This window comes from Pseudomonas sp. HMSC063H08 (assembly GCF_001813645.1).
Taxonomy (GTDB): domain Bacteria; phylum Pseudomonadota; class Gammaproteobacteria; order Pseudomonadales; family Pseudomonadaceae; genus Pseudomonas; species Pseudomonas aeruginosa.
Map to the genome: position 1 here is coordinate 26,445 of NZ_KV813469.1, position 26,570 is coordinate 53,014.

Annotated in this window: 23 protein-coding genes; 13 read left to right on the top strand and 10 right to left on the bottom strand. The window is 66.0% G+C overall.

What is annotated here, in order from left to right; genetic code table 11:
* Positions 1–73 precede the first annotated feature (73 nt).
* Together HMPREF2924_RS18045 and HMPREF2924_RS18050 are read left to right on the top strand one after the other, a co-directional pair.
* Positions 74–1,144, top strand: coding sequence for a phosphotransferase family protein (locus tag HMPREF2924_RS18045; protein ID WP_003087989.1), 1,071 nt, complete (start codon positions 74–76; stop codon positions 1,142–1,144).
* A 24-nt stretch (positions 1,145–1,168) separates the two neighbouring features.
* The gene (locus HMPREF2924_RS18050) at positions 1,169–1,936 is read left to right on the top strand and encodes an SDR family oxidoreductase (protein ID WP_003087987.1); all 768 of its coding nucleotides are present in this window, start codon (positions 1,169–1,171) and stop codon (positions 1,934–1,936) included.
* Between the two features lie 160 nt (positions 1,937–2,096).
* Here the strand turns inward: HMPREF2924_RS18050 and HMPREF2924_RS18055 are convergent, their stop codons facing one another.
* Positions 2,097–2,858, bottom strand: coding sequence for an SDR family NAD(P)-dependent oxidoreductase (locus tag HMPREF2924_RS18055; protein ID WP_003113599.1), 762 nt, complete (start codon positions 2,856–2,858; stop codon positions 2,097–2,099).
* Between the two features lie 131 nt (positions 2,859–2,989).
* On the opposite strand from HMPREF2924_RS18055, the gene HMPREF2924_RS18060 reads away from it, so the two are divergent.
* Entirely contained in the window at positions 2,990–3,895 is a 906-nt protein-coding gene (locus tag HMPREF2924_RS18060; RefSeq protein WP_003132802.1) for a LysR family transcriptional regulator, read from the top strand.
* Here HMPREF2924_RS18060 and HMPREF2924_RS18065 read toward each other — a convergent pair.
* Positions 3,892–4,536 carry a hypothetical protein gene (locus HMPREF2924_RS18065; protein WP_003087981.1) on the bottom strand — a complete coding sequence of 215 codons (645 nt, stop codon included), beginning with the start codon at positions 4,534–4,536 and terminating at the stop codon, positions 3,892–3,894. The two genes, HMPREF2924_RS18060 and HMPREF2924_RS18065, sit on opposite strands and share 4 nt — an antisense overlap.
* A gap of 100 nt (positions 4,537–4,636) precedes the next feature.
* Between HMPREF2924_RS18065 and HMPREF2924_RS18070 the strand changes: the two genes are divergently transcribed.
* The gene (locus tag HMPREF2924_RS18070) at positions 4,637–5,416 is read left to right on the top strand and encodes a TSUP family transporter (RefSeq protein ID WP_003087979.1); all 780 of its coding nucleotides are present in this window, start codon (positions 4,637–4,639) and stop codon (positions 5,414–5,416) included.
* Here HMPREF2924_RS18070 and nudC read toward each other — a convergent pair.
* From nudC to HMPREF2924_RS18085, 3 genes are read right to left on the bottom strand one after another with little or no spacing between them, the layout of a single operon-like run.
* Positions 5,384–6,220 carry an NAD(+) diphosphatase gene (gene nudC, locus HMPREF2924_RS18075; protein ID WP_003132805.1) on the bottom strand — a complete coding sequence of 279 codons (837 nt, stop codon included), beginning with the start codon at positions 6,218–6,220 and terminating at the stop codon, positions 5,384–5,386. The two genes, HMPREF2924_RS18070 and nudC, sit on opposite strands and share 33 nt — an antisense overlap.
* Entirely contained in the window at positions 6,220–7,908 is a 1,689-nt protein-coding gene (gene fimL / locus HMPREF2924_RS18080) for a type IV pilus/biofilm regulator FimL (protein WP_003087974.1), read from the bottom strand. Before fimL ends, nudC begins: the two co-directional genes overlap by 1 nt.
* Before the next feature lie 39 nt (positions 7,909–7,947).
* Complete coding sequence (locus tag HMPREF2924_RS18085) at positions 7,948–8,760, bottom strand: crotonase/enoyl-CoA hydratase family protein (protein ID WP_003087972.1); 813 nt, start codon at positions 8,758–8,760, stop codon at positions 7,948–7,950.
* A 223-nt stretch (positions 8,761–8,983) separates the two neighbouring features.
* On the opposite strand from HMPREF2924_RS18085, the gene nhaB reads away from it, so the two are divergent.
* Positions 8,984–10,486, top strand: a complete 1,503-nt coding sequence (nhaB, locus tag HMPREF2924_RS18090; protein ID WP_003087967.1) for a sodium/proton antiporter NhaB — start codon at positions 8,984–8,986, stop codon at positions 10,484–10,486.
* On the opposite strand, the gene HMPREF2924_RS18095 is transcribed toward nhaB, so the two are convergent.
* Both HMPREF2924_RS18095 and ldcA read right to left on the bottom strand, forming a co-directional pair.
* Complete coding sequence (locus tag HMPREF2924_RS18095; RefSeq protein ID WP_003087965.1) at positions 10,470–11,825, bottom strand: amino acid permease; 1,356 nt, start codon at positions 11,823–11,825, stop codon at positions 10,470–10,472. The two genes, nhaB and HMPREF2924_RS18095, sit on opposite strands and share 17 nt — an antisense overlap.
* A 23-nt stretch (positions 11,826–11,848) precedes the next feature.
* Positions 11,849–14,104 carry a lysine-specific pyridoxal 5'-phosphate-dependent carboxylase LdcA gene (ldcA, locus tag HMPREF2924_RS18100; RefSeq protein ID WP_003087961.1) on the bottom strand — a complete coding sequence of 752 codons (2,256 nt, stop codon included), beginning with the start codon at positions 14,102–14,104 and terminating at the stop codon, positions 11,849–11,851.
* A gap of 193 nt (positions 14,105–14,297) precedes the next feature.
* On the opposite strand from ldcA, the gene HMPREF2924_RS18105 reads away from it, so the two are divergent.
* A complete protein-coding gene (locus HMPREF2924_RS18105; RefSeq protein ID WP_003132809.1) occupies positions 14,298–14,687 on the top strand; it encodes a nuclear transport factor 2 family protein in 390 nt (129 codons plus the stop codon).
* 27 nt (positions 14,688–14,714) lie between these two features.
* Here the strand turns inward: HMPREF2924_RS18105 and dnaQ are convergent, their stop codons facing one another.
* The 3 genes from dnaQ to HMPREF2924_RS18120 form a co-directional block, all read right to left on the bottom strand.
* Complete coding sequence (dnaQ, locus tag HMPREF2924_RS18110; protein ID WP_003087958.1) at positions 14,715–15,455, bottom strand: DNA polymerase III subunit epsilon; 741 nt, start codon at positions 15,453–15,455, stop codon at positions 14,715–14,717.
* Positions 15,456–15,519: 64 nt separating this feature from the next.
* Positions 15,520–15,966 (bottom strand): ribonuclease HI, encoded by a 447-nt coding sequence (gene rnhA, locus HMPREF2924_RS18115; protein WP_003087954.1) that lies wholly within the window; start codon positions 15,964–15,966, stop codon positions 15,520–15,522.
* 2 nt (positions 15,967–15,968) lie between these two features.
* A complete protein-coding gene (locus HMPREF2924_RS18120; RefSeq protein WP_003087952.1) occupies positions 15,969–16,730 on the bottom strand; it encodes a methyltransferase domain-containing protein in 762 nt (253 codons plus the stop codon).
* Positions 16,731–16,831: 101 nt separating this feature from the next.
* On the opposite strand from HMPREF2924_RS18120, the gene gloB reads away from it, so the two are divergent.
* From gloB to HMPREF2924_RS18155, 7 genes are all read left to right on the top strand, one after another.
* A complete protein-coding gene (gene gloB, locus HMPREF2924_RS18125) occupies positions 16,832–17,608 on the top strand; it encodes a hydroxyacylglutathione hydrolase (RefSeq protein WP_003087949.1) in 777 nt (258 codons plus the stop codon).
* Between the two features lie 77 nt (positions 17,609–17,685).
* A complete protein-coding gene (locus HMPREF2924_RS18130) occupies positions 17,686–19,290 on the top strand; it encodes a lytic transglycosylase domain-containing protein (RefSeq protein WP_003132812.1) in 1,605 nt (534 codons plus the stop codon).
* Positions 19,291–19,480: 190 nt separating this feature from the next.
* Positions 19,481–21,310 carry an extracellular solute-binding protein gene (locus tag HMPREF2924_RS18135; protein ID WP_003132814.1) on the top strand — a complete coding sequence of 610 codons (1,830 nt, stop codon included), beginning with the start codon at positions 19,481–19,483 and terminating at the stop codon, positions 21,308–21,310.
* Positions 21,307–23,154 (top strand): extracellular solute-binding protein, encoded by a 1,848-nt coding sequence (locus HMPREF2924_RS18140; protein WP_003132815.1) that lies wholly within the window; start codon positions 21,307–21,309, stop codon positions 23,152–23,154. Before HMPREF2924_RS18135 ends, HMPREF2924_RS18140 begins: the two co-directional genes overlap by 4 nt.
* 6 nt (positions 23,155–23,160) lie before the next feature.
* Complete coding sequence (locus tag HMPREF2924_RS18145) at positions 23,161–24,243, top strand: microcin C ABC transporter permease YejB (protein ID WP_003087943.1); 1,083 nt, start codon at positions 23,161–23,163, stop codon at positions 24,241–24,243.
* Between the two features lie 4 nt (positions 24,244–24,247).
* Positions 24,248–25,267 (top strand): ABC transporter permease, encoded by a 1,020-nt coding sequence (locus HMPREF2924_RS18150; protein ID WP_003087942.1) that lies wholly within the window; start codon positions 24,248–24,250, stop codon positions 25,265–25,267.
* A gap of 1 nt (position 25,268) precedes the next feature.
* A partial coding sequence (locus HMPREF2924_RS18155) for an ABC transporter ATP-binding protein (RefSeq protein ID WP_070700595.1) occupies positions 25,269–26,570 on the top strand: 1,302 nt, incomplete at its 3' end.

The window sequence follows — 26,570 nt, forward strand, 5'->3', positions numbered from 1 at the left end:
CACCATCATTGCGCAGCCTGATGCGCGCACCGGCTCCCGCGGCTCCGCCGTGGCACCACGAGAAGGGAACCCCATGTCGCTGACTGACCAATCCACTCGCATCCGCGCCGGCGAAGAACTCGACGCCGCCGTCATCGACCCGTACCTGAAAGCCCATATCCCCGGCCTCGAAGGCACCCCGAAGATCAGCCAGTTCCCCGGTGGCGCGTCCAACCTGACCTACCTGATCGAGTATCCGCGCCAGGAGTTCGTCCTGCGTCGCCCGCCATTCGGCCACAAGGCCAAGTCGGCCCACGACATGGGCCGCGAATACCGCATCCTGAACCAGTTGAACGCAGGCTTCCCCTACTGCCCGAAAGCCTACCTCTACTGCACCGACGAGTCGGTGATCGGCGCCGAGTTCTACGTCATGGAACGGGTCAAGGGCATCATCCTGCGCGCCGAACTGCCGCCTGAGCTGAATCTCGACGAACAACAGACCCGCAGCCTGTGCAAGAGCTTCATCGACAAGTTCGTCGAACTGCACAACGTCGACTACGCCGCCTGCGGACTGGCCGACCTGGGCCGCCCGGACGGCTACGTGCAGCGCCAGATCGCCGGCTGGACCGACCGCTACGAGAAGGCCCTGACCCCCGACGCGCCGCTCTGGGAACCGGTCAAGGCCTGGCTCAAGGACAAGCAGCCGGCCGATCACCACAAGCCGGGCATCGTGCACAACGACTACCGCTTCGACAACGTGATCCTCGACCCGGACAACCCGATGCAGATCATCGGCGTGCTGGACTGGGAACTGGCCACCCTCGGCGATCCGCTGATGGACCTCGGCAACACCCTCGCCTACTGGGTGGAAGCCGGCGACCCGGCTCCGGTGCAACTGACCCGCCGCCAGCCCAGCCACCTGCCGGGCATGCTGACCCGCCGGGAGTTCGCCGACTACTACGCCGAGCGGGCCGGGATCCCGCCGATCGACAACCTGGACTTCTACTACACCTATGGCCTGTTCCGTCTTGCCGGCATCGTCCAGCAGATCTACTACCGCTACTACCACGGGCAGACCCAGGACAAGCGTTTCGCCCAGTTCGTGCAGATGAACAAGCTGCTGGAGCAGATGAGCCTGCAGGCCATCGAGCGCTCCCGCCTGTAACCGACCACTACAAGGGGATAGCCCATGTCCAAGACCCACCTGTTCGACCTCGACGGCAAGATCGCCTTCGTTTCCGGCGCCAGCCGCGGCATCGGCGAGGCGATAGCCAAGCTGCTGGCCCAGCAAGGCGCCCACGTGATCGTCTCGAGCCGCAAGATCGATGGCTGCCAGGCGGTCGCCGACGCGATCACCGCGGAGGGCGGCAAGGCCACCGCGATCGCCTGCCACATCGGCGAGATGGAGCAGATCCAGAACGTCTTCGCACAGATCCGCGAGCAGTTCGGCCGCCTCGACATCCTGGTCAACAACGCCGCCACCAACCCGCAGTTCTGCAACGTACTGGAAACCGACCTCGGCGCCTTCCAGAAGACCGTCGACGTCAACATCCGCGGCTACTACTTCATGTCCATCGAGGGCGGCAAGCTGATGAAGGAACACGGCGGCGGCAGCATCATCAACGTGGCCTCGATCAACGGCGTATCGCCCGGCGAGTTCCAGGGCATCTACTCGGTGACCAAGGCCGCCGTGATCAGCATGACCAAGGTCTTCGCCAAGGAATGCGCGCAGTTCGGCATCCGCTGCAACGCCCTCCTGCCAGGGTTGACCGACACCAAGTTCGCTTCGGCGCTGGTGAAGAACGACGCGATCCGCAACCTCGCCCTGCAGCGCATCCCGCTCAAGCGCGTGGCCGAGCCGAGCGAAATGGCAGGCGCCGTGCTCTACCTGGCTAGCGAAGCGTCCAGCTACACCACCGGCGTGGCGCTGAACGTCGACGGCGGCTTCCTTTCCTGACGGAACGGCGAACGCGCGAAGAGGGAGCCAGGGCTCCCTCTTTTCATTTCAGGATTGCCAATGCCTCGCACCAGCGCGGGACAGGCGCCCCACGGCTATTCACCTGCGTTCTCGGGTAGCCGGACGAGTACCCCCATAGGTGTTACCCGCCGCCTCCACTTCAGTTGCCGACCCGCCAGCCACCGTTCACCGACACCACCGTTCCGGTGACGAACCCCGCCTCGGGCGAGGCCAGCCAGGCCACCGCCGCGGCGATGTCCTCGACCCGGCCGGTCCTGCCCAGCGGGGTCTCGCCGACGATGGCGGCGACCCGTTGCGGATCGAGGCCGCCGGGAAAGAACCGGGTGTCGGCGATGTAACCCGGCGCCACGCTGTTCACCGTGATCCCGCGCGAACCGAGTTCCCGCGCCAGGGCCACGCCGAAGCCATGCAGGCCGGCCTTGGCTGCCGCATAGCCCAGCGCACCGGGACTGCCGCTACCGGTCTGCGCAGCGATCGATCCGATATGGATGATCCGCCCGCCCTCTTCCGCGAAATGCGGCAACACCGCCAGCGACATGAGGAACGCGCTTTTCAGGTTGCCGTCCAGCAGCGCATCCCATTCCCGCTCGGCCTCAGCCAGCGGAGTGGTGGCGGCGATCTTTCGGGTGAACCCGGCGTTGTTCACCAGCACGTCGAGCCCCTGGAAGGTGTCGCCGACCCAGGCGGCCACCGCCTCGACAGCTTCGCGGCGGGAAAGATCGGCGGCCATCCAGGGCACACCGCCCAACTCGGCGGCAGCGCGTTGCAGGCGCTGGGAATCACGGGCCACCAGGGCGATCCGATAACCCTGTTGCCGAAGGCGCCGGGCGATGGCCAGGCCGATGCCCGACGAGCCGCCGGTGACCAGGGCGGTACGGGGGATTGGAGAATGAGTGTGCATGACGGGCTTCCTCTGTAATGGATGGAACGCCTCGTCTGGCCAGAGCGAGCGTACGGATAGATTCTCGACGGATTCGCCGCGATATATCCAATACTGTCTTTCTTAACTCACCATATCCGGGAGATATCGCAATGGCCGACTTGCGCCAGTTCCGCCAGTTCGTCGCGGTTGCCGAGGAGCTGAGCTTCCGCCGCGCCGCTGAGCGCCTGCACATGGCCCAGCCACCGCTGACCACCGCGATCCGGCGGCTGGAAGAAGAAGTCGGCGCCAGCCTGCTGGAGCGTGACAACCGTATCCACCGCCTGACGCCGGCGGGCCGCGCGTTCCTCGACGAAGCCCGGCGCACCCTGGCCCAGGCCGAACGCACCCTGGCGGCCGCGCGCAGCGCCGCCAGCGGACGCAGAACGTTGCGCCTGGCGTTCGTCGACAGCACCATCAATATTCTGCTACCGCGCATACTCCAGGCATTCCGCCAACAGCATGGCGCGCTGGACTTCCAGCTCCAGGAAGACACCACCGCGGGGCAACTGGAGGCGCTGCGCGAAGACCGCATCGATGCCGGCCTGATCGTCCTGCCGGTCGACCGCCAGCCCGGCCTGTACACGCATCTACTGGTGGACGGCGACATGCGCGTGGCATTGCCCGAAGGCCATCGGCTGGCACGCCATGCGCGCCTGCGCCTGGAACAACTGGCCGGGGAACCCTGGCTGCTGTTCCCACGGCACTATGGGCCGGGCATGCACGACCTGATCGTCGCCGCCTGCGCGGCAGCCGGCTTCGTCCCGGAGGTAGTGCAGGAGGCGCGGCAGATGCAGACCATCGCCGGGCTGGTGGCCGGCGGCATCGGCGTCGCGCTAGTGCCTTCGCTGCTACAACCGTTGCGCCCGCCGGGAGTCACCTTTCGTCCCCTGCAAGGGCGGCGGGCGCGAATTCCCTACCGGCTGGCGTTGGCCTACCGCACGCCGTCGGACCTCATCGAACGCTTTCGCGAAACCGCCCAGACGATCGCCGCCGCCCCGGCTTTTCGCATGGCCTAGCGCCAGTCCCTGAGCGCCTCCTCGGCCGCCAGGTTCATCGGCTCGGCAAGCAGCCCGGCGACGCCGTAGTTCACCGCGAACACCGCCTTGTCCGCCATCGGCAGGAAAGTCACCCGCCCCGCCAGCGGCTCGAACAGGAACAGGTCGTGCTCGCCGGCCCGCAGCCAGCGCCAGAGATCGACCCCCAGCGGACTCTGCGACAAGCCCAGGCGGCGGCCCCGGGACTGCTGCTCGAGGGCCAGGAAGCGGCCGCTGAGCGCGTCGAGGCGATAGCCCGGCGCCAGACCGATCAACGCGGCCAGCCCCTTCCAGCGGAAAATCCGCGCGTCCAGTTGCCAGAGTTCGCCGTCCAGCACCACGCTGCGCTCGTTGGCGCCCTCCTGGATCAGCACCCGGTAGCGCTGCGGCCCTTCGGCCTGGAAGCTCAGGGTGGCCATCGGCTGCTCGGGCTTGAGCAGCGAATAGCTGCGCAGGTCCCAGGCGAGCACCAGCAGCAGCGCCGCCACGGCGACGAAGGCCAAGCCGCAGGTGCCGCGCAGCCAGCCGAGGAACCAGGTGCGTTCGAAGAGGATGCGCACCGCGACCAGGGCGGCCAGCAAGGCCAGTAACGCGAATGCCCAGGCCAGACCGTCGTACTGCATGCAAGCGATTCCTTCTGCGTGAAATTGCGGGCATTATGCGCACCCCTCCTCCCGACGGCCAGCGAGGCCGTTTCCCGATTGGAAGCAGGTCCGGTTTTTCATGCCCTTCGAACTCGCGATAGACCCCAGCACCCTGATCATCCTGGCCGTGGTGGCCTTTCTCGCCGGCTTCATCGACGCCATCGCCGGCGGCGGCGGCCTGTTGACCATCCCTGCGCTGCTCACCGCCGGGGTCCCGCCGCACCTGGCGCTGGGTACCAACAAGCTGAGCTCGACCTTCGGTGCGGCGACCGCCAGCTACACCTTCTACCGGCGCAAGCTGTTCCATCCCGGGAAGTGGCGCAACGCTCTGCTCGCCACCGCGATCGGCGCCGCCATAGGCGCCTGGGCGGCTCACCTGCTGCCCGCCGAGTGGCTGAACCGGATGCTCCCGGTGGTGGTATTCACCTGCGGCCTCTACATGCTCTTCGGCGGCACGCCGAAGGCGCCGCTTGACGCCGATGCGCCGGTCGGACGCAAGCGCCAGTGGCCGCAGGGCCTCGCCCTGGGCTTCTACGACGGCGTGGCGGGACCGGGCACCGGAGCGTTCTGGACCGTCAGCTCGCTGCTCATGTACCCGCTGGACCTGGTCCGCGCCAGCGGTGTGGCGCGGAGCATGAACTTCGTCAGCAACATAGTGGCGCTGGCGGTGTTCGTCGCCTCCGGCCAGGTGATCTGGTTGCTCGGCCTGTGCATGGGTGCGTCGCTGATGGTCGGCGCCTATTTCGGCGCGCGCACCGCCATCGGCGGCGGGGCGAAGTTCATTCGCCCGGTGTTCATCCTGGTGGTCCTGGCGCTGACCGCGCGGCTAGCCTGGCAGCACTGGTTCAGCGGCGCCTGAGCGGCGCGCCAGGTACAGGTCGATCAGGTGCCGGGCGATCGAGCGCTGCGCCGGTAGCGGCGGCAAGGCATCGAGGGAGAACCACTGGGCGTCCTCGATCTCGTCTTCCTGCGGGACGATCTCGCCGGACACGTACTCGGCGTGGAAACCGAGCATCAGCGAATGCGGGAACGGCCAGTTCTGGCTGCCGATGTATTCGAGATTGGCGACCTCCACCCCGACCTCTTCGCGCACCTCGCGGACCACGCACTGCTCCACCGACTCGCCGGCCTCGACGAAGCCGGCCAGGGTACTGTAGACCCCCGGCACGAAGCGCGGCGAACGCGCCAGCAACACCTCGTCGCCCCGGGTCACCAGGACGATCATGCTCGGCGACAGGCGCGGGTACTGGTGCAGCCCGCACTGCGGACACTGCATCACCCGCTCGTGGTCCTGCGCCTGCATGCGTGTGCCGCAGTTGCCGCAGAACCGGTTGTGACGTGCCCAGATGCCGATCTGGCTGGCATAGCCGAGCATGCAGAACTGATCGAAATCGCCGTGCAGCATGAACTGCCGCAACGGCGCCCAGGCCATGCCCGGCAGCTCGATCGGCTCGTCCAGTTCCAGCACGTAGACCGGCTCGCCCTGCCAATGGCCGACCCCATGTTCGGCGAGCAGCGGGAGTTCCTGGCGCTTCAGCCATTCGCGGGGGAACAGCAGGCCGTTGTCGTCCTGGAGGAAGCGCTGCTGACAGTGCGCGAGCACCCAGCCGCCGACCTGGGCGGTAGCCGGCCGACCTGCCTGCCAGCGGGACTCGCCGGCCATCAGGCGGCCACCGGCAGTCCGAGCGCCTTGACGCTGGCGCTGGCCAGGTCGAGGACGTCCGGCTGGCCCTGCGGACGCAGCACGGCACCGCCCTCGAGATAGTATTCGAGACTGGTCAGGGCGTCGGCGAGGGTTTCCAGCATCTGTTCCGAAGGCATCTGCGCGGTCTCGATCATGCGCTGCTGGATGTAGTCGGCGCAGCCGCCGACCAGCAGCGCGGCGCGCTCCTGACCGAGGAACCAGAGGCCGCCCCGGACCGCCTGCAGGCTGGCCGGGACGTTGGCCAGGTTGAGCTTGTCGCCATTGGATTCCAAGTACGCGGTGATCGCACGCTTGGCTAGGGCCAGGCCGGCCTTGGCCTCCTCGATCACCACGATGCGCGCCTCGGCCAACTGGTGCACGGCGAACGCATCGGCTTCTTGCCCGGGCTCCGCCGGAGTCGGCCGGGTGATGCGGCGCTCGCCGCGCTCGAGGTTGCCGACCATGCTTTCCACGTAGAGCACCGCATCGGCCAGGCGCAGCAACGCCGGCGGCGAATCGGCGACGCCGCTGGCAGCCCAGGCGGCCACGGTGGGTAGCTGGGTCTGCAGGGCGGTGCCGGCCGAGTTCAGGCCGACCATGCCGAGGGTCTTGCTCAGCTTGCCCAGTTGCGCATGCAGGTTGGTCAGGCTGTCCGGCTGGGCCACGCCGCGCTCGATCAGGTCGAGCATGTCCTTGACCCCGGCGAGTTCCTCGCGGATCGCCGTGGACAGCGAACGCATCACCGACTGGCCGGGGCCGGACAGGCGCTGCGATTCCTCTTCCAGCAGGTGGTCGGTGAACGGCAGCGGCGCCAGCCCATGCAGTTCGCGGACCTCGCGCGAACGCGGGCCCTGGCCGTCGGACAGCGCCACCAGGTAGAGCAGTTCCTTGAGCAGATGGCGCGGCGCCTCGTAGGCCGGGCCGATCAGCAATTGCTTGAGCTCGCGGTCGATGCGCGAGAACAGTTGCTTGCGCGACTTGCGCGGCAACAGTTGGCCATCGACGATCGACTCGATCGCCGCGGCGCCGATCCAGCACAGCCGCGAACGGGCCACCCCGCCGTGCAGGCTGTCGAGGCGCGCCAGCGCGCGGCCCATCAGCTTGAGGCTGGGATAGAGGTTCTGTTCGCGGATCAGGCCGAGCAGGCCGATCTGGTACATGTGGCGCATCCGCCGGCTTTCCTCGCCCAGTTCGGCTTCGGAAGGCAGGTGGTCGATGGCGGTGCTCGGCGGCCGCGGGATATCCAGGCGGGCGCTGAAGAAGAAGCTTTCCGGCAGCGCCGGCTGCCCTGCGGCACAGCGCACTTCGTTGATCGCCGGCAAGAGCAGCTCGGGGATCTCCTGGCGATTGGCCTCGACGTTCTCCAGGTAGCGACGCAGCACGTACAGGGCGTTGCCCAGGGCTGCCAGCTGGCCGTCGCGCTCCTCGCTGACGCCGGTGGGAATGTCGGTCGCCAGCTGCAGGGCTTCCTGGGCCAGCAGCTCGGCGCCGGCCAGCTCGATCAGGTTGAGGGTGCCGCGGATCTGTTGCAGGCATTCGACGGCGTGCTGCAGCAGGCTGCCGTTCTGCCGCTCGGCAATGAACTGCTCAAGACCCTGTTCGGCCTGTTCCATGGTGGCGAACAACTCGTCGCGCACCAGACTGAGGGACGTGGCTCCTGTGACCATCGGTCTAGTGCGCCTCCCGCGCAAGAATATACAACGGCATCAATCAGCGAATTCCGGCTTCTGCTTGGCCATATGCGCGGCCATCGCCACCCGCAGGTCGGCGGACTGGAGCATGGCGGCGTTCCAGGTAGCGACGTACTCGAGGCCGTCGTCGACCCGGTGGTCGCGCATATAGCGGATCATTTCCTTGGTACCACGGATGGCGATCGGCGACTTCGCGGCGATCTGCCGCGCCAGTTCGAAGACCCCATCCATCAATGCGGCCTGGTCCGCGTAGGTACGATTGACCAGGCCGATGCTCCGTGCCTCTTCGCCGTCGACCATGCGCCCGGTGTAGGCCAGCTCGCGCATCATGCCATCGCCGATGATCCGCGGCAGGCGCTGCAGGGTGCCGACGTCGGCGGCCATGCCGATGTCGATCTCCTTGATCGAGAACTGCGCGTCGGCGGTCGAGTAGCGCATGTCGCAGGCCGAGACCAGGTCGATGGCGCCGCCCAGGCAGTAGCCCTGGATCGCCGCGAGCACCGGCTTGCGGCAGTTGTCGACCGCGTTGAACGAGGCCTGCAGCTCGAGGATCTTGCGACGCAGGGCGTCGGCGTTGCGGCCGACGTCCTTGCCCAGTTGGCTGCCGACCTGGGCCAGCAGCATCAGGTCGATCCCCGAGGAAAAATGCTTGCCCGCCCCGGACAGCACGACCACCCGCACTTCGTCGGTATCGTCGACCCAGCGGAAGATCTCGATGATCTCGCGCCAGAAGTCCTGGTTCATGGCATTGATCTTGTCCGGACGGTTGATCTGGACGTGGGCGATCTTGTCTGCCAGCTCCACACGGAATGCGTTGTACTCGGTCACGGCGATAGTCCTCGGCAGAGCAACTGCGCTGTCAGAACGCAGAGATTTTTGTTGTGCGGAAAATCCCGCAACTATAACAAGGGCGAGCCAAATGTCGATGCTGCACTATGTGATGCACGGCACGCCCATTGATACCGCAATCTCTTCGATGATTGCGCTAAACGCTTGATCCAACGAAAGTCCTGCTGGCATTTTCAGTCTTTTCCTTGCCGTGGAGTCCATCGTGAGCAGTCCCCTGAGCCAGGCTTTCGCACAGAACTTCCTCGGGCATTCGCCGCGCTGGTACAAGCTGACGGTGCTCGCCTTCCTCTTGCTCAATCCCCTGCTGCTATGGCTGGCCGGGCCGGTGACAAGCGCCTGGGTGCTGGTCGGCGAGTTCATCTTCACCCTGGCCATGGCGCTGAAATGCTATCCGCTGCAGCCGGGCGGCCTGCTGGTGCTGGAGGCGCTGTTGCTCGGCCTGGCTACCCCCGAGGCGCTCTATGCGGAGTTGCAGCACAACTTCCCGGTGCTCCTGCTGCTGATGTTCATGGTCGCCGGCATCTACTTCATGAAGGACCTGCTGCTCCTGCTGTTTTCCCGCCTGCTGCTCGGCGTGCGCTCGAAGGCCCTGCTATCGCTCCTGTTCTGCCTGCTGGCCGCCCTCCTCTCGGCCTTCCTCGACGCCCTCACCGTGACCGCCGTGGTGATCAGCGTGGCGGTGGCATTCTTCGCCGTGTACCACCGGGTCGCTTCGGGGCAGCGCGCCAGCGAGGACTACGATCCCGCCACCGACCGCCAGGTCCCGGAGCTGCACCGGGCCCATCTCGAAGAATTCCGCGCCTTCCTCCGCAGCCTGCTCATGCACGCGGCGGTCGGCACCGCGCTGGGCGGCGTCTGCACCCTGGTGGGAGAACCGCAGAACCTGCTGATCGGCCACGAGGCCGGCTGGCATTTCGTCGAGTTCTTCCGCCAGGTCGCGCCGGTATCCATGCCGGTACTGGCGGCCGGCCTGCTGACCTGCGTGCTGCTGGAGAAGAGCCGCCGCTTCGGCTATGGCGCCCAGTTGCCGGCGGCGGTGCGCCAGGTGCTCGCCGAGTACGCCGCCAGCGAAAGCCGCAAACGCGGAGCGCAGCAGAAGGCCGCGCTGCTGGTGCAGGCCCTGGCGGCGCTGGTACTGATCGTCGGGCTGGCCCTGCATGTCGCCGAGGTCGGCCTGATCGGCCTGTTGGTGATCGTGCTGATCACTGCCTTCACCGGCGTCACCGACGAACACCAGATCGGCCGCGCCTTCCAGGAAGCCCTGCCGTTCACTGCGCTGCTGGTGGTGTTCTTCGCGGTGGTCGCGGTGATCCACCAGCAGCACCTGTTCACCCCGATCATCCAGGCGGTGCTGGCGCTGCCGGCGGAACGCCAGCCGGGCATGCTGTTCATCGCCAACGGCCTGCTCTCGGCGATCAGCGACAACGTATTCGTCGCCACCATCTACATCACCGAGGTGAAACAGGCGCTGGATGCCGGCCACATGAGCCGCGAGCATTTCGATACCCTGGCGGTGGCGATCAATACCGGCACCAACCTGCCCAGCGTAGCGACGCCCAACGGCCAGGCGGCGTTCCTCTTCCTGCTGACCTCCTCCATCGCCCCGCTGGTGCGCCTGTCGTACGGCCGCATGGTCTGGATGGCGCTACCCTACACCCTGGTGATGGGCGGCCTGGGCTGGTGGGCGGTCAGTCATTGGCTTTGAGCGTCGGCACTCCGTTGACCTGGTTGCGCCATTGCCGCCAGGTGTACATCGGGATACCGGCCATCAGCACCAGGAAACCCCAGAAGATCGCCTGCTGGCCGGTGCCATACAGCGCCCATAGCGAGTAGGCGAAGCCCAGCGAGCCGATCACCAGCAATTGCCGGCGTGAACGCGGCGAGAACTCGTCCGGTCGCACCGCCAGCAGTTGCAACAGCGCGGCGGTGCAGAACGCGTAGGGGACCACCCCGGTCATGGTGCCGAGCAGGATGATCACGTTGAACACATCGACCAGGTCGCCATGCCCGTCGACCATCACCAGCGCCGTCACCAGCAGCCCCGAGGCCAGCAGGCCGTGGGCCGGCGCGCCGTTCTTGTTGAGCTGGCCGAGCGACTCCGGGAACAGCCCGTCGCGCGCCGGAGCCACCGGGATCTGGCCCTGCAACAGGACCCAGCCATTGAGCGCGCCCAGGCAGGCGATCACCGCCCCGGCAGCCACCAGGTAGTAGCCCCAGTCGCCCATCAGGATCCGTGCCGCGTCGGCGAACGGCGAGGTGGAGCGGGCCAGCACCTCCGGCGGCATCAGGCCCTGCACCGCAGTGATAGAGAGGATGTAGAGGGCCGCCGCGGCCAGCGTGCCGAACAGGGTCGCGCGGGGAATGGTGCGGCGCGGGTCCTCGACGTCGTCGGCCGGCACGGTGGCCGACTCCAGGCCGATGAACGACCACAGGGTCAGCGCCGCGGTGGTGGCGATCGCCTGGGCATAGCCCATGTTCGGCAGTTCGCTGCGCGCCGGGATCGCCAGGTGCTCGGGATTGAAGTGGAACCAGCCGAGGATACCGACCAGCAACAACGGCAGCAGCTTGAGGATGGTCAGCAGGTTCTGCACCACGCTGAAGGTGCCGATGCCTCGCAGGTTGATCAGGGTGCACAGCCAGATCGCGGCGATGGCCACGCAGACCATCAACAGCGGATCCGCCAGCGCCGGGATGAACACCCGCAGGTAGCCGACCAGGGTCACGGCGATCGCCGCGTTGCCGATCCAGGCGGCTTTCCAGTAGGTCCAGGCGCACAGGTAGCCGGCGAAGCTGCCGAAACCGTCGCGGGTATAGGCGTAGGGGCCGCCGGCGCCGGGGTTGACCCGCGCCAGGCGGGCGAAGGTCAGCGCCAGCAGCACCGCGCCGGTGCTCGACACCAGCCAGCCGAACAGGCTGAGCCCGCCGAACGCAGCCAGGCTGGAGGGAAGCAGGAAGACTCCCGAACCGACCATGTTGCCGATCACCAGCGCGCTGCAGGTCCAGAACCCCATGCCGCGCTTGCCGGCCTTCTCTCCCCCCGCCATCGACACCCCTTAGCCTGTCGGCCTCATTCTTTTATGCATTCAACGGTATAGCAGCGCCCGGACGGTCCGTCCTGATGCTGCAGGCCGTGCACATCGGAGTCGAAACCAGGGAAGGCGCGCTCGAAGGTCCGCGCGAACTCGAGATAGTCGAGGATCGAGCGGGTCGCCTCGGTGAAGCGCTCACCCGGCATGATCAGCGGGATACCCGGCGGATAGGGTACCAGCATGACGGCAGCGATGCGCCCTTCCAACCGAGCGATCGGTACCGCCTCGACCTCGCCGCGCACCAGCTTGTCGTAGGCCTCGGACGGCCGCATCGCGACCTCCGGCAGCACCGTGTACATGCGCTTCATGGCCTTCGCCGTGGCGTTGTCGCGGTAGCTGGCGTGCATGGCGTCGCTGAGGTCGCGCAGGCCCACGCCGTTGTAGCGCTTGCCGCCGGCCTGGGCCACGGAGGGCAAGACGTCGAGCAGCGGCAGGTTGGCGTCGTAACAGCGCTTGAATTCGAGCAGTTCGGTGACCAGGGTGCTCCACTTGCCCTTGGTGATGCCCATCGAGAACAGCACCAGGAAGGAGTAGAGACCGGTTTTCTCCACCACCAGCCCGCGCTCCCAGAGGAAGCGGCTGACGATGGCGGCCGGAATCCCCTGCTCGCTGAGCTTGCCGCCGGCGCTCAGGCCCGGGGTGGTCAGGGTGACCTTGATCGGGTCGAGCAGCACGTAGTCTTCGGCGATATCGCCGAAGCCGTGCCAGTCGGCGCTCGGCTCCAGCACCCAGTCATGGGTGCCGACCTGGTCGGTGCCCTCCACCTGCTCCGGCTGCCAGACGCCGAACCACCAGTCGTTCCGGTCCAGGTTCTGCCGTACGTTGGCCAGGGCCCGGCGGAAGCTGAGGGCCTCGTCGAAGGTCTCCTGGATCAGCGAACGCCCGGCGGGCCCTTCCATCATCGCCGAAGCCACGTCCAGCGAAGCGATGATGCCGTACTGCGGCGAGGTCGAGATGTGCATCATGAAGGCTTCGTTGAAGCGCGCCACGTCCAGCTTCCGGGTCCCGCCATCCTGCACGTGGATCATCGAGGCCTGGCTGAAGGCGGCGAGCATCTTGTGCGTGGAGTGGGTGGCGAACACCAGGGGGCCCTCCTCGCTGCGCGAGGTGCCCATGCCATAGCGTCCGTCGTAGAACTCGTGGAACGCGGCATAGGCGTACCAAGCCTCGTCGAAGTGCAACACCTCGACGCTGTCGCCGAGGGTCTGCTTGATCAGCTCGGCGTTGTAGCACAGGCCGTCGTAGGTGGAGTTGGTCACCACCGCCAGCTTCACCTTCGGCTCGCGGCCGCGCGCCAGCGGGCTGGCGGCGATCTTCGCGGCGATCGACTCCTTGCTGAATTCGCTCAGCGGGATCGGCCCGATGATCCCCAGTTCGTTGCGTTCCGGAGTCAGGTAGAGCGGTATCGCCCCGGTCATGATGATCGAGTGGAGGATCGACTTGTGGCAGTTGCGGTCCACCAGCACCAGGTCTTCGCGACCGACCATGGAGTGCCAGACGATCTTGTTCGCGGTGGAAGTGCCATTGATCACGAAGAAGGTATGGTCGGCGCCGAAATTGCGCGCGGCACGGTCCTCGGCCTCGGCCAGGGGGCCGGTATGGTCGAGCAGCGAGCCCAGCTCGGGGACCGAGACCGACAGGTCGGAACGCAGCGTGTTCTCCCCGAAGAACTGGTGGAACGCCTGTCCCACCGGACTCTTGCGATAGGCGACACCGCCGCCGTGGCCCGGCGTATGCCAGGAATAGTTGGACTGCGCGGTGTGCTCGACCAGCGCACGGAAGAATGGCGGCAGCAGCCCGGCCAGGTAGTTGCGCGCCGCCCGGGCGACCTGGCGGGCGAGGAACGGCACGGTGTCTTCGAACAGGTAGAGGATGCCGCGCAACTGGTGCAGGTCGGCCATGGACTCGGCCGGCGCGTTCTCGATGGTCACCTGCTCGCCGAGGGCGAAGATCGGCAATTGCGGCGCCCGCACGCGGGCCACGCGGATCAGTTCGACCACATCCTGCAGCAGGCGCTGGTTTTCCCCGGCACCTTCGGCGGCGACCAGGATGCAGGCCAGGCCGTGGTGGGTGGAAGCGACGATGCGCCCCTCGGCGGAGCTGGCGGTGGAGAGAATGCTGAAGCCGTCCTGCTCCAGTTCGTGGGCGATGCCCCGCACGCGTTCGCCGGCAACGGTGTCGGCCTTGATGTCGCGATGGACGATGAGGACGGGAAATTTGAGGTCTTTATACATTGTTGATCCCGAGCAGCAGGCGGGCGAACCCCGCCGGTCGGCTCAGGGTAGAGACTTGCCGGCACGCGCGTAACCCCCGGCGGCTTGCCCTTGTAAGAAAAGGTCGCGGCAACACAAGTCGGCGCGCCGCGCTTGCCTCCGCTCCCGCCAGCGAGGAGCATGGACCTCTCTGCCCTGCTACGGAGCGACAACGATGCGCAGCGCTTATCGGATCGTCAGCGATCACTATGCGGCCTCGAGCCGTGGGGACCTCGCCGGAATGCTGGCGGACATGGACGAACGCACCGAATGGACGGAAATGGCCGGTTTCCCGCTGGCCGGCACCTATGTCGGCGCGGCCGCCATCGGCGCCGGTGTGTTCCAGGCCTTGCAGCGGGACTGGGAGGGCTTCAGGGTCGAGATCGAGCGCCTGATCGACGGCGGCGACAGCGTGGTCGCTGTCGGTCGATATGCAGCGACCCACCGTCGCAGCGGCAAGTCGTTCGAAGCGCGCGTGGCACACGTATGGACGGTGGAGGACGGCAGGATCCGCCGTTTCGAGCAGTTCTGCGACACCTTGCTGGTGGAGCGGGCGACGCGCTGAACGCGGCGCCCGTGGTGCATGGGCAGGCTATTCGCCGACCGGCGCTTCCAGTTGCGCCCAGAGCGACGGACCACCTGCCGACTTCTCGATCACCGCCAGCCGCGCCGCATGCGCAGCCAGCTCTTCGGCGTTGGCGCGCAGCACCGGGGTGGCGACCCGCGCCGGATCGAGCCGACGGATCGGGCTGACCATCGGCCGGCCGCTGCCGTCGCCTTCCGCGCCGCTGCCGGCCAGCGACAGGCTGGTCTGGCCGCCGGTCATCGCCAGGTAGACGTCGGCGAGGATCTCGGCGTCGAGCAACGCGCCGTGCAGGTCGCGGCCGGAGTTGTCCACGCCGTAGCGCTTGCACAACGCATCGAGGTTGTTGCGCTGGCCCGGATGGCGCTCGCGGGCCATCAGCAGGGTATCCAGCACCGAGCAGTACTCGGTCACGTCCGAGCGGTCCTGCTGGCCCAGCAGGGCGAACTCGTTGTTGATGAAGCCGATATCGAACGCCGCGTTGTGGATGATCAGCTGGGCGCCGCGGATGAATTCGAAGAAATCGTTGGCGACCTCGCGGAAGCGCGGCTTGTCCTTCAGGTATTCGTTGGTGATGCCGTGGACGGCGATCGCCCCTTCGTCGACCTCGCGATCGGGTTGCAGGTAGACGTGGAAGTGGCGACCGGTCAGGCGGCGCCCCTCCAGCTCGACACAGCCGATCTCGATGATCCGGTGACCATCGGTCACCGGCATGCCGGTGGTTTCGGTATCCAGTACGACGCTACGCATCTATAGAGCCTTTCTCTGTTTCGCTGCAGCCGTGGCTGCTGAACGCTTGTTTCGGTGTGGCCGCTCAGCGCGGCAATTCGGCGACGCCACGGTTGGCCAACTGGTCGGCCCGCTCGTTGCCGGGGTCGCCGGTATGCCCGCGGACCCACTGCCACTCCACCTGGTGCCGGGCGACCTGTTCATCCAGGGCCTGCCAGAGGTCGGCATTCTTGACAGGCTGCTTGCTGGCGGTCTTCCAGCCGCGCTTCTTCCAGTTCGGCAACCATTCGGTGATGCCGCGCATCACGTATTCCGAGTCGGTGATCAGACGGATCGGACAGGAACGCTTGAGTGCCGCCAGCGCCTGGATCGCCGCCATCAGCTCCATGCGGTTGTTGGTGGTGTCCGGCTCGCCGCCCCAAAGCTCTCGCTCGGCGCCCTTGTAGAGGAGCAACGCCCCCCAGCCGCCGCGCCCAGGGTTGCCCTTGCAGGCGCCGTCGGTATAGATCACTACCTGTTCTTTATCTGTCATGCCTAAATTTCGGAATCTCGCCGGCTGACTTTCGCCACCGGCATGGGCACCAGCTGACCGCGCGGTTCGCGCTTGCTCTGGCGCAACGGGCGCAACCCCACGACCAGCTTGCGTGCCACCAATAGATAGAAGCCGGCGCCCGAAGACTGCCAGGCGTCGCCCCAGCGCTCCAGGCGAGCCAGGCGCGATTGCCAGGCTGCCGACGCAAGCGGCGGACGATAGCACCCGAAGCGCCGTTTCTCCAGCGCGAAGCCCAGCAGGTTGAGCCAGTCGCAGGCCCGCGACGGAGGAATGCAACGGGCCTGGCGCAAGGCATCCCCGGCGAAATAATGACGGATGCCCCACAGGCTCCATGGGTTGATTCCGATCAGCAGCAGGTGGCCGCCCGGACGAACGGTACGCGCGGCTTCGCGCAGGAGACGGTGAGGCGACAGGCAGAAATCCAGGCCGTGTTGCAGCAGGACCACGTCCGCGGCATGTTCGCTGAGCGGCCAGGCGCCCTCTTCGCAGGCGATGTCCACGCCCGGCAGCGGCGGCCCCAGGCGCACGCCGCGCTGAATCTGCCCGGTGCTCGGCGGCAGTTCGGCATGCGGCCCGTAGTGCACCAGGTAGCCACCGAAGTAACGGGTCAGCTCGTCGCACAACAGGCGTCGCTCCTCGGCCAGCATCAGGCTGCCCAGCGGGCCCTGGAACCAGTCGCGCGCCCGGTTGATCGATGCCAGCCACTCGGCATCGGTCTGGGCGAAGGCTTGCGGTTCGTTCATGCGTACCTCCAGCGTCTTCCCCTTCGCGGCGACGGACGCCGGCACGACGGGAAAATAAGCAATACTATGCGCCAATGACTTCTGCTTAGCGACATCGACCCATGATACAGATCGACGCCCTGCCCGCCTTCAACGACAACTACATCTGGCTGTTGCAAGATGCGACAAGCCGTCGCTGCGCGGTGGTCGACCCCGGCGATGCCAAGCCGGTGGAAGCCTGGCTGGCCGCCCATCCCGACTGGCGGTTGAGCGATATCCTGGTGACCCACCACCATCACGACCACGTCGGCGGCGTCGCGGCCCTGAAGGAACTGACCGGCGCGCGGGTTCTCGGCCCGGCCAACGAGAAGATCCCGGCCCGCGACCTGGCGCTGGAAGACGGCGAACGGGTCGAGGTGCTCGGCCTGGTCTTCGAGATCTTCCACGTGCCCGGCCATACCCTCGGCCATATCGCCTACTACCACCCGGCGGAGACGCCGCTGCTGTTCTGCGGCGACACCCTGTTCGCCGCCGGCTGCGGCCGTCTCTTCGAAGGCACCCCGGCGCAGATGCACCATTCCCTGGCGCGACTGGCCGCGCTGCCGGCCAACACCCGGGTCTACTGCACCCACGAGTACACGCTGAGCAACCTGCGCTTCGCGCTGGCGGTGGAGCCCGACAACGCGGCGCTGCGGGAACGCTTCGAGGAAGCGACCCGGTTGCGCGAACGGGATCGCATCACCCTGCCGTCGGAAATCTCGCTGGAATTGTCGACCAATCCATTTCTTCGCGTTTCGGAAAATTCTGTTAAGAAAAAAGCCGACCAGCGGAGCGGCCAGCAAAACCGCACCCCGGAGGAGGTTTTCGCCGTCCTGAGGGCCTGGAAGGACCAGTTCTGAAGGTTGGCGAAATCTTGACCACTCTTGAGGTCATTTCTAGAATCGGCTGAATTTTTGCCCGGAACAGCACTCAGCCGATGCCGCCACAGACACGTAAAACCCCCGATCTAGACGCCCTGGCTCGCGCCGTTCGGGTGTCCATCCTGCTCATCGCCGGTGCGCTCGCCGGCTGCCAGGGCAGCGGCCAGATCAAGGGGGAGGCCCAGGCCAAAGCAGCACGTCCCGGCGCCCGAGCCGTCGACGTCCAGTTCAATCCCTCCTGGCTGCATGCCCAGCCCGGCCAGAACGCCGCCTACAACGACATCTGGGACCGCATGCGCGACGGTTTCCAGCTCCAGGATGCGATCAGCACCAACCCGCGCATCGAACGCCAGCGCCTCTGGTTCCTCAGCAACCAGTCGTTCCTCGAACAATCGAGCGCGCGCGGCAGCCTCTACATGCACTACGTGGTCGAGCGCCTGGAAGAACGCAACATGCCGCTCGAACTGGCGCTGCTGCCGGTCATCGAAAGCGCCTACAACCCCTTCGCCCTGTCGCGCAGCAACGCCGCCGGCCTCTGGCAGTTCATTCCCGCCACCGGCCAGCATTTCAACCTGCGCCAGACCAATTTCTACGACGGTCGCCGCGACATCACCGCCTCGACCAATGCCGCCCTGACCTATCTCGAGCGCCTGCACGACATGTTCAACGGCGACTGGATGCTCGCCCTGGCGGCCTACAACGCCGGCGAAGGCACTGTCAGCCGCGCCATCGAACGCAACGAGAAACTGGGCCTGCCGACCGACTACTGGAACCTGCCGCTGCCGCAGGAAACCCAGGACTACGTACCCAAGCTGCTCGCCCTCTCGCAGATCGTCATGGCGCCGGATTCCTACGGCATCAGCCTGAACCCGATCAACAACGAGCCCTACTTCCAGGCCGTCCGGGTCAAGCGCGGGATCGACCTGTCCAGCGTCGCCGCGCTGGCGAACCTGGACGAGGACGAGCTGTACCAGCTGAACCCGGCCTACAAGCGCCGCGTGACCATGGACGGCCCCCAGCAACTGTTGGTGCCGATGGAGAAAGCGGCGTTCCTGACCGCCTCGCTGGACACCCTCAAGCCGAAGGAAGTCACCGCCTGGCAGCAATACCGGGTGCGTAGCGGCGACAGCCTGCACAGCATCGCCAACCGCTATCGGATCACCGTAGCGGAGCTCAAGAGCGCCAACCGCCTGTCCAGCAACCACCTGCGCAAGGGCCAGCAACTGAGCATCCCCGGGCAGATCGCCGGCGGCGCCGTCAAGCCGGTCTACCAGCAACTCGCCCGACAGGCTTCCACCCCGGCCAGGACCCGCTCCTATAAGGTCAAGAACGGCGACAGCCTGTGGCAGATCGCCCGCAACAATGGCGTCGACGTCAACGACCTGAAGCGCTGGAACGGCCTGGACAAGCACGCCCTGAAGGTCGGCCAGACCCTCAAGCTGCAAGGCGGCACCCAGGCCCTGGCGGCCCGCAAGGGAAACGCCGCCGGCAAGCGCGACAGCGCCACCTACTACAAGGTCAAGCAAGGCGACTCGATGTACCTGATCGCCAAGCGCTTCAATGTCGAGATGAAGCACCTGCAGCGCTGGAACCCGCGCAGCAAGCAGGCGCTCAAGCCCGGCCAGACCCTGACCCTGTACCTGGACACCGCGAGCCGCTGACAGCCCATTGCAGGCCGTCCCGAAACGCCACGCCCGCTCCTGCCGGCGTGGCGTTTTCGCAAGCGCTGCCAGAACCCCGGACCCTAGGCCGGCCAGGCCCGCGCTCCCTCTTTTTTCCTGTGCGGGCAAGGTGTTACTGTTGCCTGACGATTCGTTGTCAAAAATAGCCAAGGACCCGGACACACGCCTGATGCGTCGCCTCTCCTTCCTGATCCTCGGCCTGGCCGTGAGCCTGCCCAGCTTCGCCGCGATTACCCAGAGCCATGGTTATGCCCAATTCGGCACGCTCAAGTATCCGGCCAATTTCCAGCACTTCGACTGGACCAATCCCGACGCCCCCAAAGGCGGCACCTTGCGCCTGATGGCCTCGGGCAGCTTCGACACGCTCAACCCCTACACCCTGAAAGGCACCAGCCCGATCGGCACCGGCGATTTCCTCCAGTACGGCGTCAATGAGCTGAACGAACCATTGATGGTGGGCACCGGCCTGTACGACCCGTCCGGCGACGAACCAGCCTCCAGCTATGGCCTGATCGCGAAGAGCGTGGAATACGCGGAAAACCGCAGCTGGGTGGTATTCAACCTGCGGCCGGAAGCACGCTTCCACGACGGCAGGCCGGTCACCGCCAGCGACGTGGCCTTTTCCTATCGCACCCTGGTCAAGCAGGGGCACCCGATGTACCGCACCTACCTGCAGGAGGTGAAGCGGGTCGATATCCTCACCCCCCACCGGGTGCGTTTCGTCCTGCGGCGCTCCGGCAACCCGCTGCTGATCCTGCGCCTGGGCGAGCTTCCGGTGCTGCCGCAGCATTACTGGAAGGATCGCGACTTCCGCGCCACCACCTTCACCGCGCCGCTGGGCAGCGGTCCCTATCGCATCGTCGAGGTCGATCCCGGGCGCCGCCTGGTGTTCGAACGCGTGAAGGGCTGGTGGGGCGAAAAACTGCCGGTGAACCGCGGCAAATACAATTTCGACCGGGTCGTGGTGGACTTCTACCGGGACAACGGCGTCGCCTTCGAAGCCTTCAAGGCCGGCGAGTTCGACTTCTACATCGAGCACCAGGCGAAGAACTGGCTGAACAACTATCGCTTCCCCGCGGTTCTGCGCGGCGATGTGATCCGCACGGAAATCCCGCACCAGATCCCCAGCCAGACCCAGGCGTTGTTCATGAACACCCGTCGCGCCGCGTTCAAGGAGCGCGCGCTACGCCAGGCGCTGGGCGAGATGTTCGACTTCGAATGGACCAATCGCGCCCTCTTCAGCAATTCCTACCTGCGCTCGCGCAGCTACTACCCGAACAGCGAATTCGCCGCCAGCGGCGTCCCGGAGGGCCAGGAATGGCTGTACCTGTCGCCGTACCGCAAGCAATTGCCGGCGCAGTTGTTCAAACAGCCGTTCAGCCTGCCGACCACCGAGGGGCGCGGCATTCCCCGTGAAACCCTCAGGCATGCGCTCGGTCTACTGGCCGATGCCGGCTGGAAGCTGTCCGGCGACCGACTGCTGAATAAAAAGGGCGAACCGCTGCGCTTCGAAATCCTGCTGGTCAATCCGAGCCTGGAGCGTATTCTCCAGCCCTATCGCGAAAACCTCGCCAGCATCGGCATCGACGCGCGCCTGCGCACCGTCGACCGCGCCCAATACAAGCAGCGCCTGGACCAGTTCGACTACGACATGATCCTCATGACCCTGCCGCAGACCCTCAGTCCCGGCCTGGAACAGTGGCAGTACTTCCACTCCAGCCAGGTGAAGGTCAAGGGCAGCAAGAATTACGCGGGCATCGCCAACCCGGTGGTCGACGCCATGCTCAACCGCCTGCTAGGCGCCCACAGCCGCGACGAACAGGTCGCCGCCGCGCGAGCCCTGGACCGGACCTTGCTCTGGCAGTACTACAGCATTCCCAACTGGTACCTCAATTCGCACCGTCTGGCGTACCGCAACCGCTTCGCCTTCGTCGCCACCCCGCCCTACACCCTGGGCCTGCGCGCGTGGTGGCAGAAAAACCTGGAGACGTCCCGATGATCCGTCCCCGCTTCACCCCTCTGCTGGCAGCCCTGCTGCTCGGCTGCTGCGGCTCGCTCCTCGCCGCCCCGAAACATGCACTGACGCTCTACGATGAGCCTCCGAAGTATCCCGCCGATTTCAAGCATTTCGACTACGTGAATCCGGATGCGCCGAAAGGCGGCATCCTCCGCCAAGCCGACTTCGGCGGCTTCGACAGCCTCAACCCGTTCATCGGCAAGGGCGTCTCGGCCCCTTCGCTGGGCCTGATCTACGACACCCTGGCCTTCCAGTCGCAGGACGAGCCGTTCACCGAATACGGCCTGCTCGCGGAGAAGATCGAGAAGGCACCGGACAACAGCTACGTGCGCTTCTACCTGCGCCCCCAGGCCCGTTTCAGCGATGGCACGCCGGTCACCGCCGAAGACGTGGTGTTCACCTTCGAGACGCTGGTGAGCAAGGGCGACCCGATGTACCGCAACTACTATGCGGACGTCGACAAGGTGGTCGCCGAGGACAAGCTTCGCGTGCGCTTCGACTTCAAGCACGCCGGCAACCGCGAACTGCCGCTGATCCTCGGCCAGATCGCGATCCTGCCGAAACACTGGTGGGCCGACCGCGACTTTTCCAAGACCGGCATGGAAATCCCGGTAGGCAGCGGTCCCTACCGCATCGCCAAGGTCGATCCGGGACGCTCCATCAGCTACGAGCGAGTCAAGGACTGGTGGGCCAAGGACCTTCCGGTCTCCCGCGGACTCTATAACTTCGACACCATCACCATCGACTCCTATCGCGACATGTCGGTCGCCCTGGAAGCCTTCAAGGCCGGCCAGTACGACGTCAACCTCGAATATTCGGCGAAGGACTGGGCCACCGGCTACGAGTCGCCGGCATTGCGCGACGGGCGCTTCATCAAGGCCAGCATCCACAACCACAACCCGGTGGGGATGCAGGGCTTCGCCTTCAATATCCGCCGCCCGGTGTTCCAGGACCGCCGGGTACGCCAGGCGATCAGCCTGCTGTTCGACTTCGAATGGTCGAACAAGCAGCTGTTCTTCAGCTCCTACAAGCGCACCAACAGCTATTTCGAGAACTCGGAGATGGCCGCCCACCAGTTGCCCAGCGAAGCCGAGCTGAAGATCCTCGAACCGCTGCGCGGCAAGATTCCCGACGAGGCCTTCGACCAGGTCTTCCAGAATCCGGTCAATGACGGCAGCGGGGTGATCCGCGAGCAGCGGCGCAAGGCCTACCAGTTGCTCACCGAGGCCGGCTACAGGATCGAGAACAACCGCATGGTAGGTCCCGACGGCCAACCACTGAGCTTCGAATTCATGCTGTTCCAGGCCAACATGGAACGGGTCATCCTGCCGTTCAAGCGCAACCTGGCCGAACTTGGCATCGACATGCAGATCCGTCGCGTCGACGTCTCGCAGTTCGTCAACCGCCTGCGCTCGCGGGATTTCGACATGACCTCGGCGACCTGGCCGCAATCCAACTCGCCAGGCAACGAACAGCGAGAGTTCTGGCATTCCAGCAGCGCCGACAAGGCCGGCAGCCGCAACTTCATCGGCCTCAAGGACCCGGCCATCGACAGCCTGGTGGAAAGCCTGATCCAGTCCGACTCGCGGCAAAGCCTGATCAACCATACCCGCGCCCTCGACCGCGTACTGTCGTGGGGCTACTACGTGGTTCCCAACTACTACGTCGATACCTGGCGGGTCGCCTACTGGAACCGTTTCGGCCGGCCGAAGGTGACGCCGCTCTACGACTGGGGCCTGATGACCTGGTGGCAGACCAGCGACAAGGCGCTGCCGAGCAAGGCGCAAGCCGAAGCCGCGCAAGACGCCGAGCCGGAACGGGAGTAACGCCGCATGCTCTCCTACATCCTGCGGCGCCTGCTGCTGATCGTCCCTACCCTGTTCGGCATCCTGCTGATCAACTTCATCATCATCCAGGCCGCTCCCGGCGGTCCGGTGGAGCAGATGATCGCCAAGCTGGAAGGCTTCGACGCCGCTTCCGGCGGCGCCACCGGGCGCATCTCCGGCGGCGGCGGCGAAGTCGCCGTGGCCGGCTCGCAATACCGCGGCGCGCAAGGCCTGGACCCGGAGCTGGTGAAAGAGATCGAGCGCATGTACGGCTTCGACAAGTCGGCCCCCGAGCGCTTCATGATCATGCTGAAGAACTACCTGCACCTGGACTTCGGGCAGAGCTTCTTCCGCGACGCCAAGGTCACCGACCTGATCGTCGAGAAATTGCCGGTGTCGATCTCGCTCGGGCTCTGGAGCACGCTGATCATGTACCTGGTGTCGATCCCGCTGGGGATCGCCAAGGCGGTCCGCCACGGCAGCGTCTTCGACATCTGGACCAGTTCGGCGATCATCGTCGGCTACGCCATTCCCGCCTTCCTCTTCGCCATCCTGCTGGTGGTGCTGTTCGCCGGCGGCAGCTACTGGGACTGGTTCCCCCTGCGCGGCCTGACCTCGAACAACTTCGACCAGCTCAGCCTCGGCGGCAAGGTGCTCGACTATTTCTGGCACCTGGCCTTGCCGGTAACCGCCCTGGTGATCGGCAACTTCGCCACCATCACGCTGCTGACCAAGAACAGCTTCCTCGACGAGATCGGCAAGCAATACGTGGTCACCGCCCGCGCCAAGGGCCTGACCGAACGCCGCGTGCTCTACGGGCACGTATTCCGCAACGCCATGCTGCTGGTGATTGCCGGCCTGCCGGCTGCGCTGCTGGGGATCTTCTTCACCGGTTCGCTGTTGATCGAGGTGATCTTCTCCCTCGACGGCCTCGGCCTGCTCAGCTTCGAAGCGGCGATGAACCGCGACTACCCGGTGGTCTTCGGCACGCTGTTCATCTTCACCCTGTTCGGGCTGGTCATGAAGCTGATCAGCGATATCGTCTACACCCTGGTCGATCCGCGCATCGACTTCGAGAACCGGGAGTAATCCGATGCGCCTGTCTCCCATCAACCAGCGCCGCTGGGCCCGCTTCAAGAGCAACAAGCGTGGCTGGTGGTCGCTCTGGCTGTTCCTCATCCTGTTCGTCGGCAGCCTCGGCGCCGAACTGATCGCCAACGACAAACCGCTGGTCGTGCATTACGACGGCGGCTGGTATTTCCCGGTCTTCAAACGCTACCCGGAAACCACCTTCGGCGGCGAATTCCCCCTGGAAGCCAACTACAAGAGCCCCTACATCAGCCAACTGATCGCCGAGAAGGACGGCTGGGTGCTTTGGCCGCCGATCCCCTACAGCTACGACACCATCAACTACGAGCTGAAGGTTCCCGCCCCCGCCCCGCCGTCGGCGGAAAACTGGCTGGGCACCGACGACCAGGCCCGCGACGTGCTCGCCCGGGTGATCTACGGCTTCCGCGTGTCGATCCTCTTCGCCCTGACCCTGACCGTGCTCAGTTCTCTGATCGGCGTCACCGTCGGCGCCCTGCAAGGCTACTACGGCGGCTGGGTCGACCTGCTCGGCCAGCGTTTCCTGGAAGTCTGGTCGGGGCTGCCGGTGCTCTACCTGCTGATCATCCTGGCCAGCTTCGTCCAGCCGAACTTCTGGTGGCTGCTGGGCATCATGCTGCTGTTTTCCTGGATGAGCCTGGTGGACGTGGTCCGCGCCGAGTTCCTCCGCGGGCGCAACCTGGAATACGTCCGCGCCGCCCGGGCCCTCGGCATGCGCAACAGCGCCATCATGTTCCGTCACATCCTGCCGAACGCGATGATCTCGACCCTGACCTTCATGCCGTTCATCCTCACCGGCGCCATCGGCACCCTCACCTCCCTGGACTTCCTCGGCTTCGGCCTGCCGCCCGGCGCGCCGTCGCTGGGCGAGTTGGTCGCCCAGGGCAAGTCCAACCTCCAGGCACCCTGGCTGGGCATTTCCGCCTTCGTGGTGCTGGCGGTCATGCTGAGCCTGCTGGTGTTCATCGGCGAAGCCGCCCGCGACGCTTTCGACCCGAGGAAATGAGATGAGCGAGAACATTCTGGAAATCCGCGACCTCGCCGTCGAATTCCTCTCCGGCGAGCAACGCCAGCGGGTGGTCGAAGGCGTCAGCTTCGACATCCGCCAGGGCGAGACCCTGGCCCTGGTCGGCGAAAGCGGCTCGGGCAAGTCGGTGACCGCCCACTCGATCCTGCGCCTGCTGCCCTACTCCGTCGCCAGCCACCCAGCAGGCAGCATCCACTACCAGGGCGAGGATCTGCTCAAGCTCCCGGAACGGCGCCTGCGCGGGATCCGCGGCAACCGCATCGCCATGGTCTTCCAGGAACCCATGACCTCGCTCAATCCGCTGCATACCATCGAGAAGCAGCTCGCCGAGGTCCTCGCCCTGCACAAGGGCCTGGGTGGCGCCAAGGCCAGCGCGAGAATTCTCGAACTGCTCGAGCTGGTCGGCATCCCCGAGCCAGCCAAGCGCCTGAAAGCCTATCCACACGAACTCTCCGGCGGCCAGCGGCAGCGGGTGATGATCGCCATGGCCCTGGCCTGCGAGCCGCAACTGCTGATCGCCGACGAACCGACCACCGCGCTCGACGTCACCGTCCAGTTGAAGATCCTCGATCTGCTCAAGGACCTGCAGGCACGCCTGGGCATGTCCCTGCTGCTGATCACCCACGACCTCAACCTGGTCCGGCGCATCGCCCACCGCGTCTGCGTCATGCAACAAGGGCGGATCGTCGAGCAGGCTTCCTGCCAGGAACTCTTCGCAGCCCCGCGACACCCCTATACCCGCGAGCTGCTCAACGCCGAGCCCAGCGGTGCGCCGGCAAGCAACCCGCCCGGTGAAACCCTGTTGGCGGTGGACGACCTGCGGGTCTGGTTCCCGATCCGCAAAGGCGTGTTCCGCCGCACCGTGGACCACGTCAAGGCGGTCGACGGGGTCAATTTCGAACTACCCCGCGGGCAGACGCTGGGCATCGTTGGCGAAAGCGGCTCGGGCAAGTCGACCCTTGGCCTGGCAATCCTGCGGCTGCTGGAAAGCCAGGGCGGCATCCGCTTCGAAGGCACCCGGCTGGACGGTCTCGCGCAACATGACGTGCGCCCGCTGCGCCGCGAGATGCAGGTGGTGTTCCAGGACCCGTATGGCAGCCTCAGCCCACGCATGTGTGTCGGCGAGATCGTCGGCGAAGGCCTGCGCATCCATAGGATCGGCAGCGAGGCCGAACAGGAGCAGGCGATCATCGACGCGCTGGTGGAGGTCGGGCTCGATCCGCAGACCCGCTACCGTTACCCCCACGAATTCTCCGGCGGCCAGCGCCAGCGCATCGCCATC

Bases quoted from the DNA above. Each gene is read 5' to 3' on its own strand.
- HMPREF2924_RS18045 (WP_003087989.1), top strand. From the start codon at position 74: ATGTCGCTGACTGACCAATCCACTCGCATCCGCGCCGGCGAAGAACTC.
- HMPREF2924_RS18050 (WP_003087987.1), top strand. From the start codon at position 1,169: ATGTCCAAGACCCACCTGTTCGACCTCGACGGCAAGATCGCCTTCGTT.
- HMPREF2924_RS18055 (WP_003113599.1), bottom strand. From the start codon at position 2,858: ATGCACACTCATTCTCCAATCCCCCGTACCGCCCTGGTCACCGGCGGC.
- HMPREF2924_RS18060 (WP_003132802.1), top strand. From the start codon at position 2,990: ATGGCCGACTTGCGCCAGTTCCGCCAGTTCGTCGCGGTTGCCGAGGAG.
- HMPREF2924_RS18065 (WP_003087981.1), bottom strand. From the start codon at position 4,536: ATGCAGTACGACGGTCTGGCCTGGGCATTCGCGTTACTGGCCTTGCTG.
- HMPREF2924_RS18070 (WP_003087979.1), top strand. From the start codon at position 4,637: ATGCCCTTCGAACTCGCGATAGACCCCAGCACCCTGATCATCCTGGCC.
- nudC (WP_003132805.1), bottom strand. From the start codon at position 6,220: ATGGCCGGCGAGTCCCGCTGGCAGGCAGGTCGGCCGGCTACCGCCCAG.
- fimL (WP_003087974.1), bottom strand. From the start codon at position 7,908: ATGGTCACAGGAGCCACGTCCCTCAGTCTGGTGCGCGACGAGTTGTTC.
- HMPREF2924_RS18095 (WP_003087965.1), bottom strand. From the start codon at position 11,825: ATGGCGGGGGGAGAGAAGGCCGGCAAGCGCGGCATGGGGTTCTGGACC.
- ldcA (WP_003087961.1), bottom strand. From the start codon at position 14,104: ATGTATAAAGACCTCAAATTTCCCGTCCTCATCGTCCATCGCGACATC.
- HMPREF2924_RS18105 (WP_003132809.1), top strand. From the start codon at position 14,298: ATGCGCAGCGCTTATCGGATCGTCAGCGATCACTATGCGGCCTCGAGC.
- dnaQ (WP_003087958.1), bottom strand. From the start codon at position 15,455: ATGCGTAGCGTCGTACTGGATACCGAAACCACCGGCATGCCGGTGACC.
- rnhA (WP_003087954.1), bottom strand. From the start codon at position 15,966: ATGACAGATAAAGAACAGGTAGTGATCTATACCGACGGCGCCTGCAAG.
- HMPREF2924_RS18120 (WP_003087952.1), bottom strand. From the start codon at position 16,730: ATGAACGAACCGCAAGCCTTCGCCCAGACCGATGCCGAGTGGCTGGCA.
- gloB (WP_003087949.1), top strand. From the start codon at position 16,832: ATGATACAGATCGACGCCCTGCCCGCCTTCAACGACAACTACATCTGG.
- HMPREF2924_RS18130 (WP_003132812.1), top strand. From the start codon at position 17,686: ATGCCGCCACAGACACGTAAAACCCCCGATCTAGACGCCCTGGCTCGC.
- HMPREF2924_RS18135 (WP_003132814.1), top strand. From the start codon at position 19,481: ATGCGTCGCCTCTCCTTCCTGATCCTCGGCCTGGCCGTGAGCCTGCCC.
- HMPREF2924_RS18140 (WP_003132815.1), top strand. From the start codon at position 21,307: ATGATCCGTCCCCGCTTCACCCCTCTGCTGGCAGCCCTGCTGCTCGGC.
- HMPREF2924_RS18145 (WP_003087943.1), top strand. From the start codon at position 23,161: ATGCTCTCCTACATCCTGCGGCGCCTGCTGCTGATCGTCCCTACCCTG.
- HMPREF2924_RS18150 (WP_003087942.1), top strand. From the start codon at position 24,248: ATGCGCCTGTCTCCCATCAACCAGCGCCGCTGGGCCCGCTTCAAGAGC.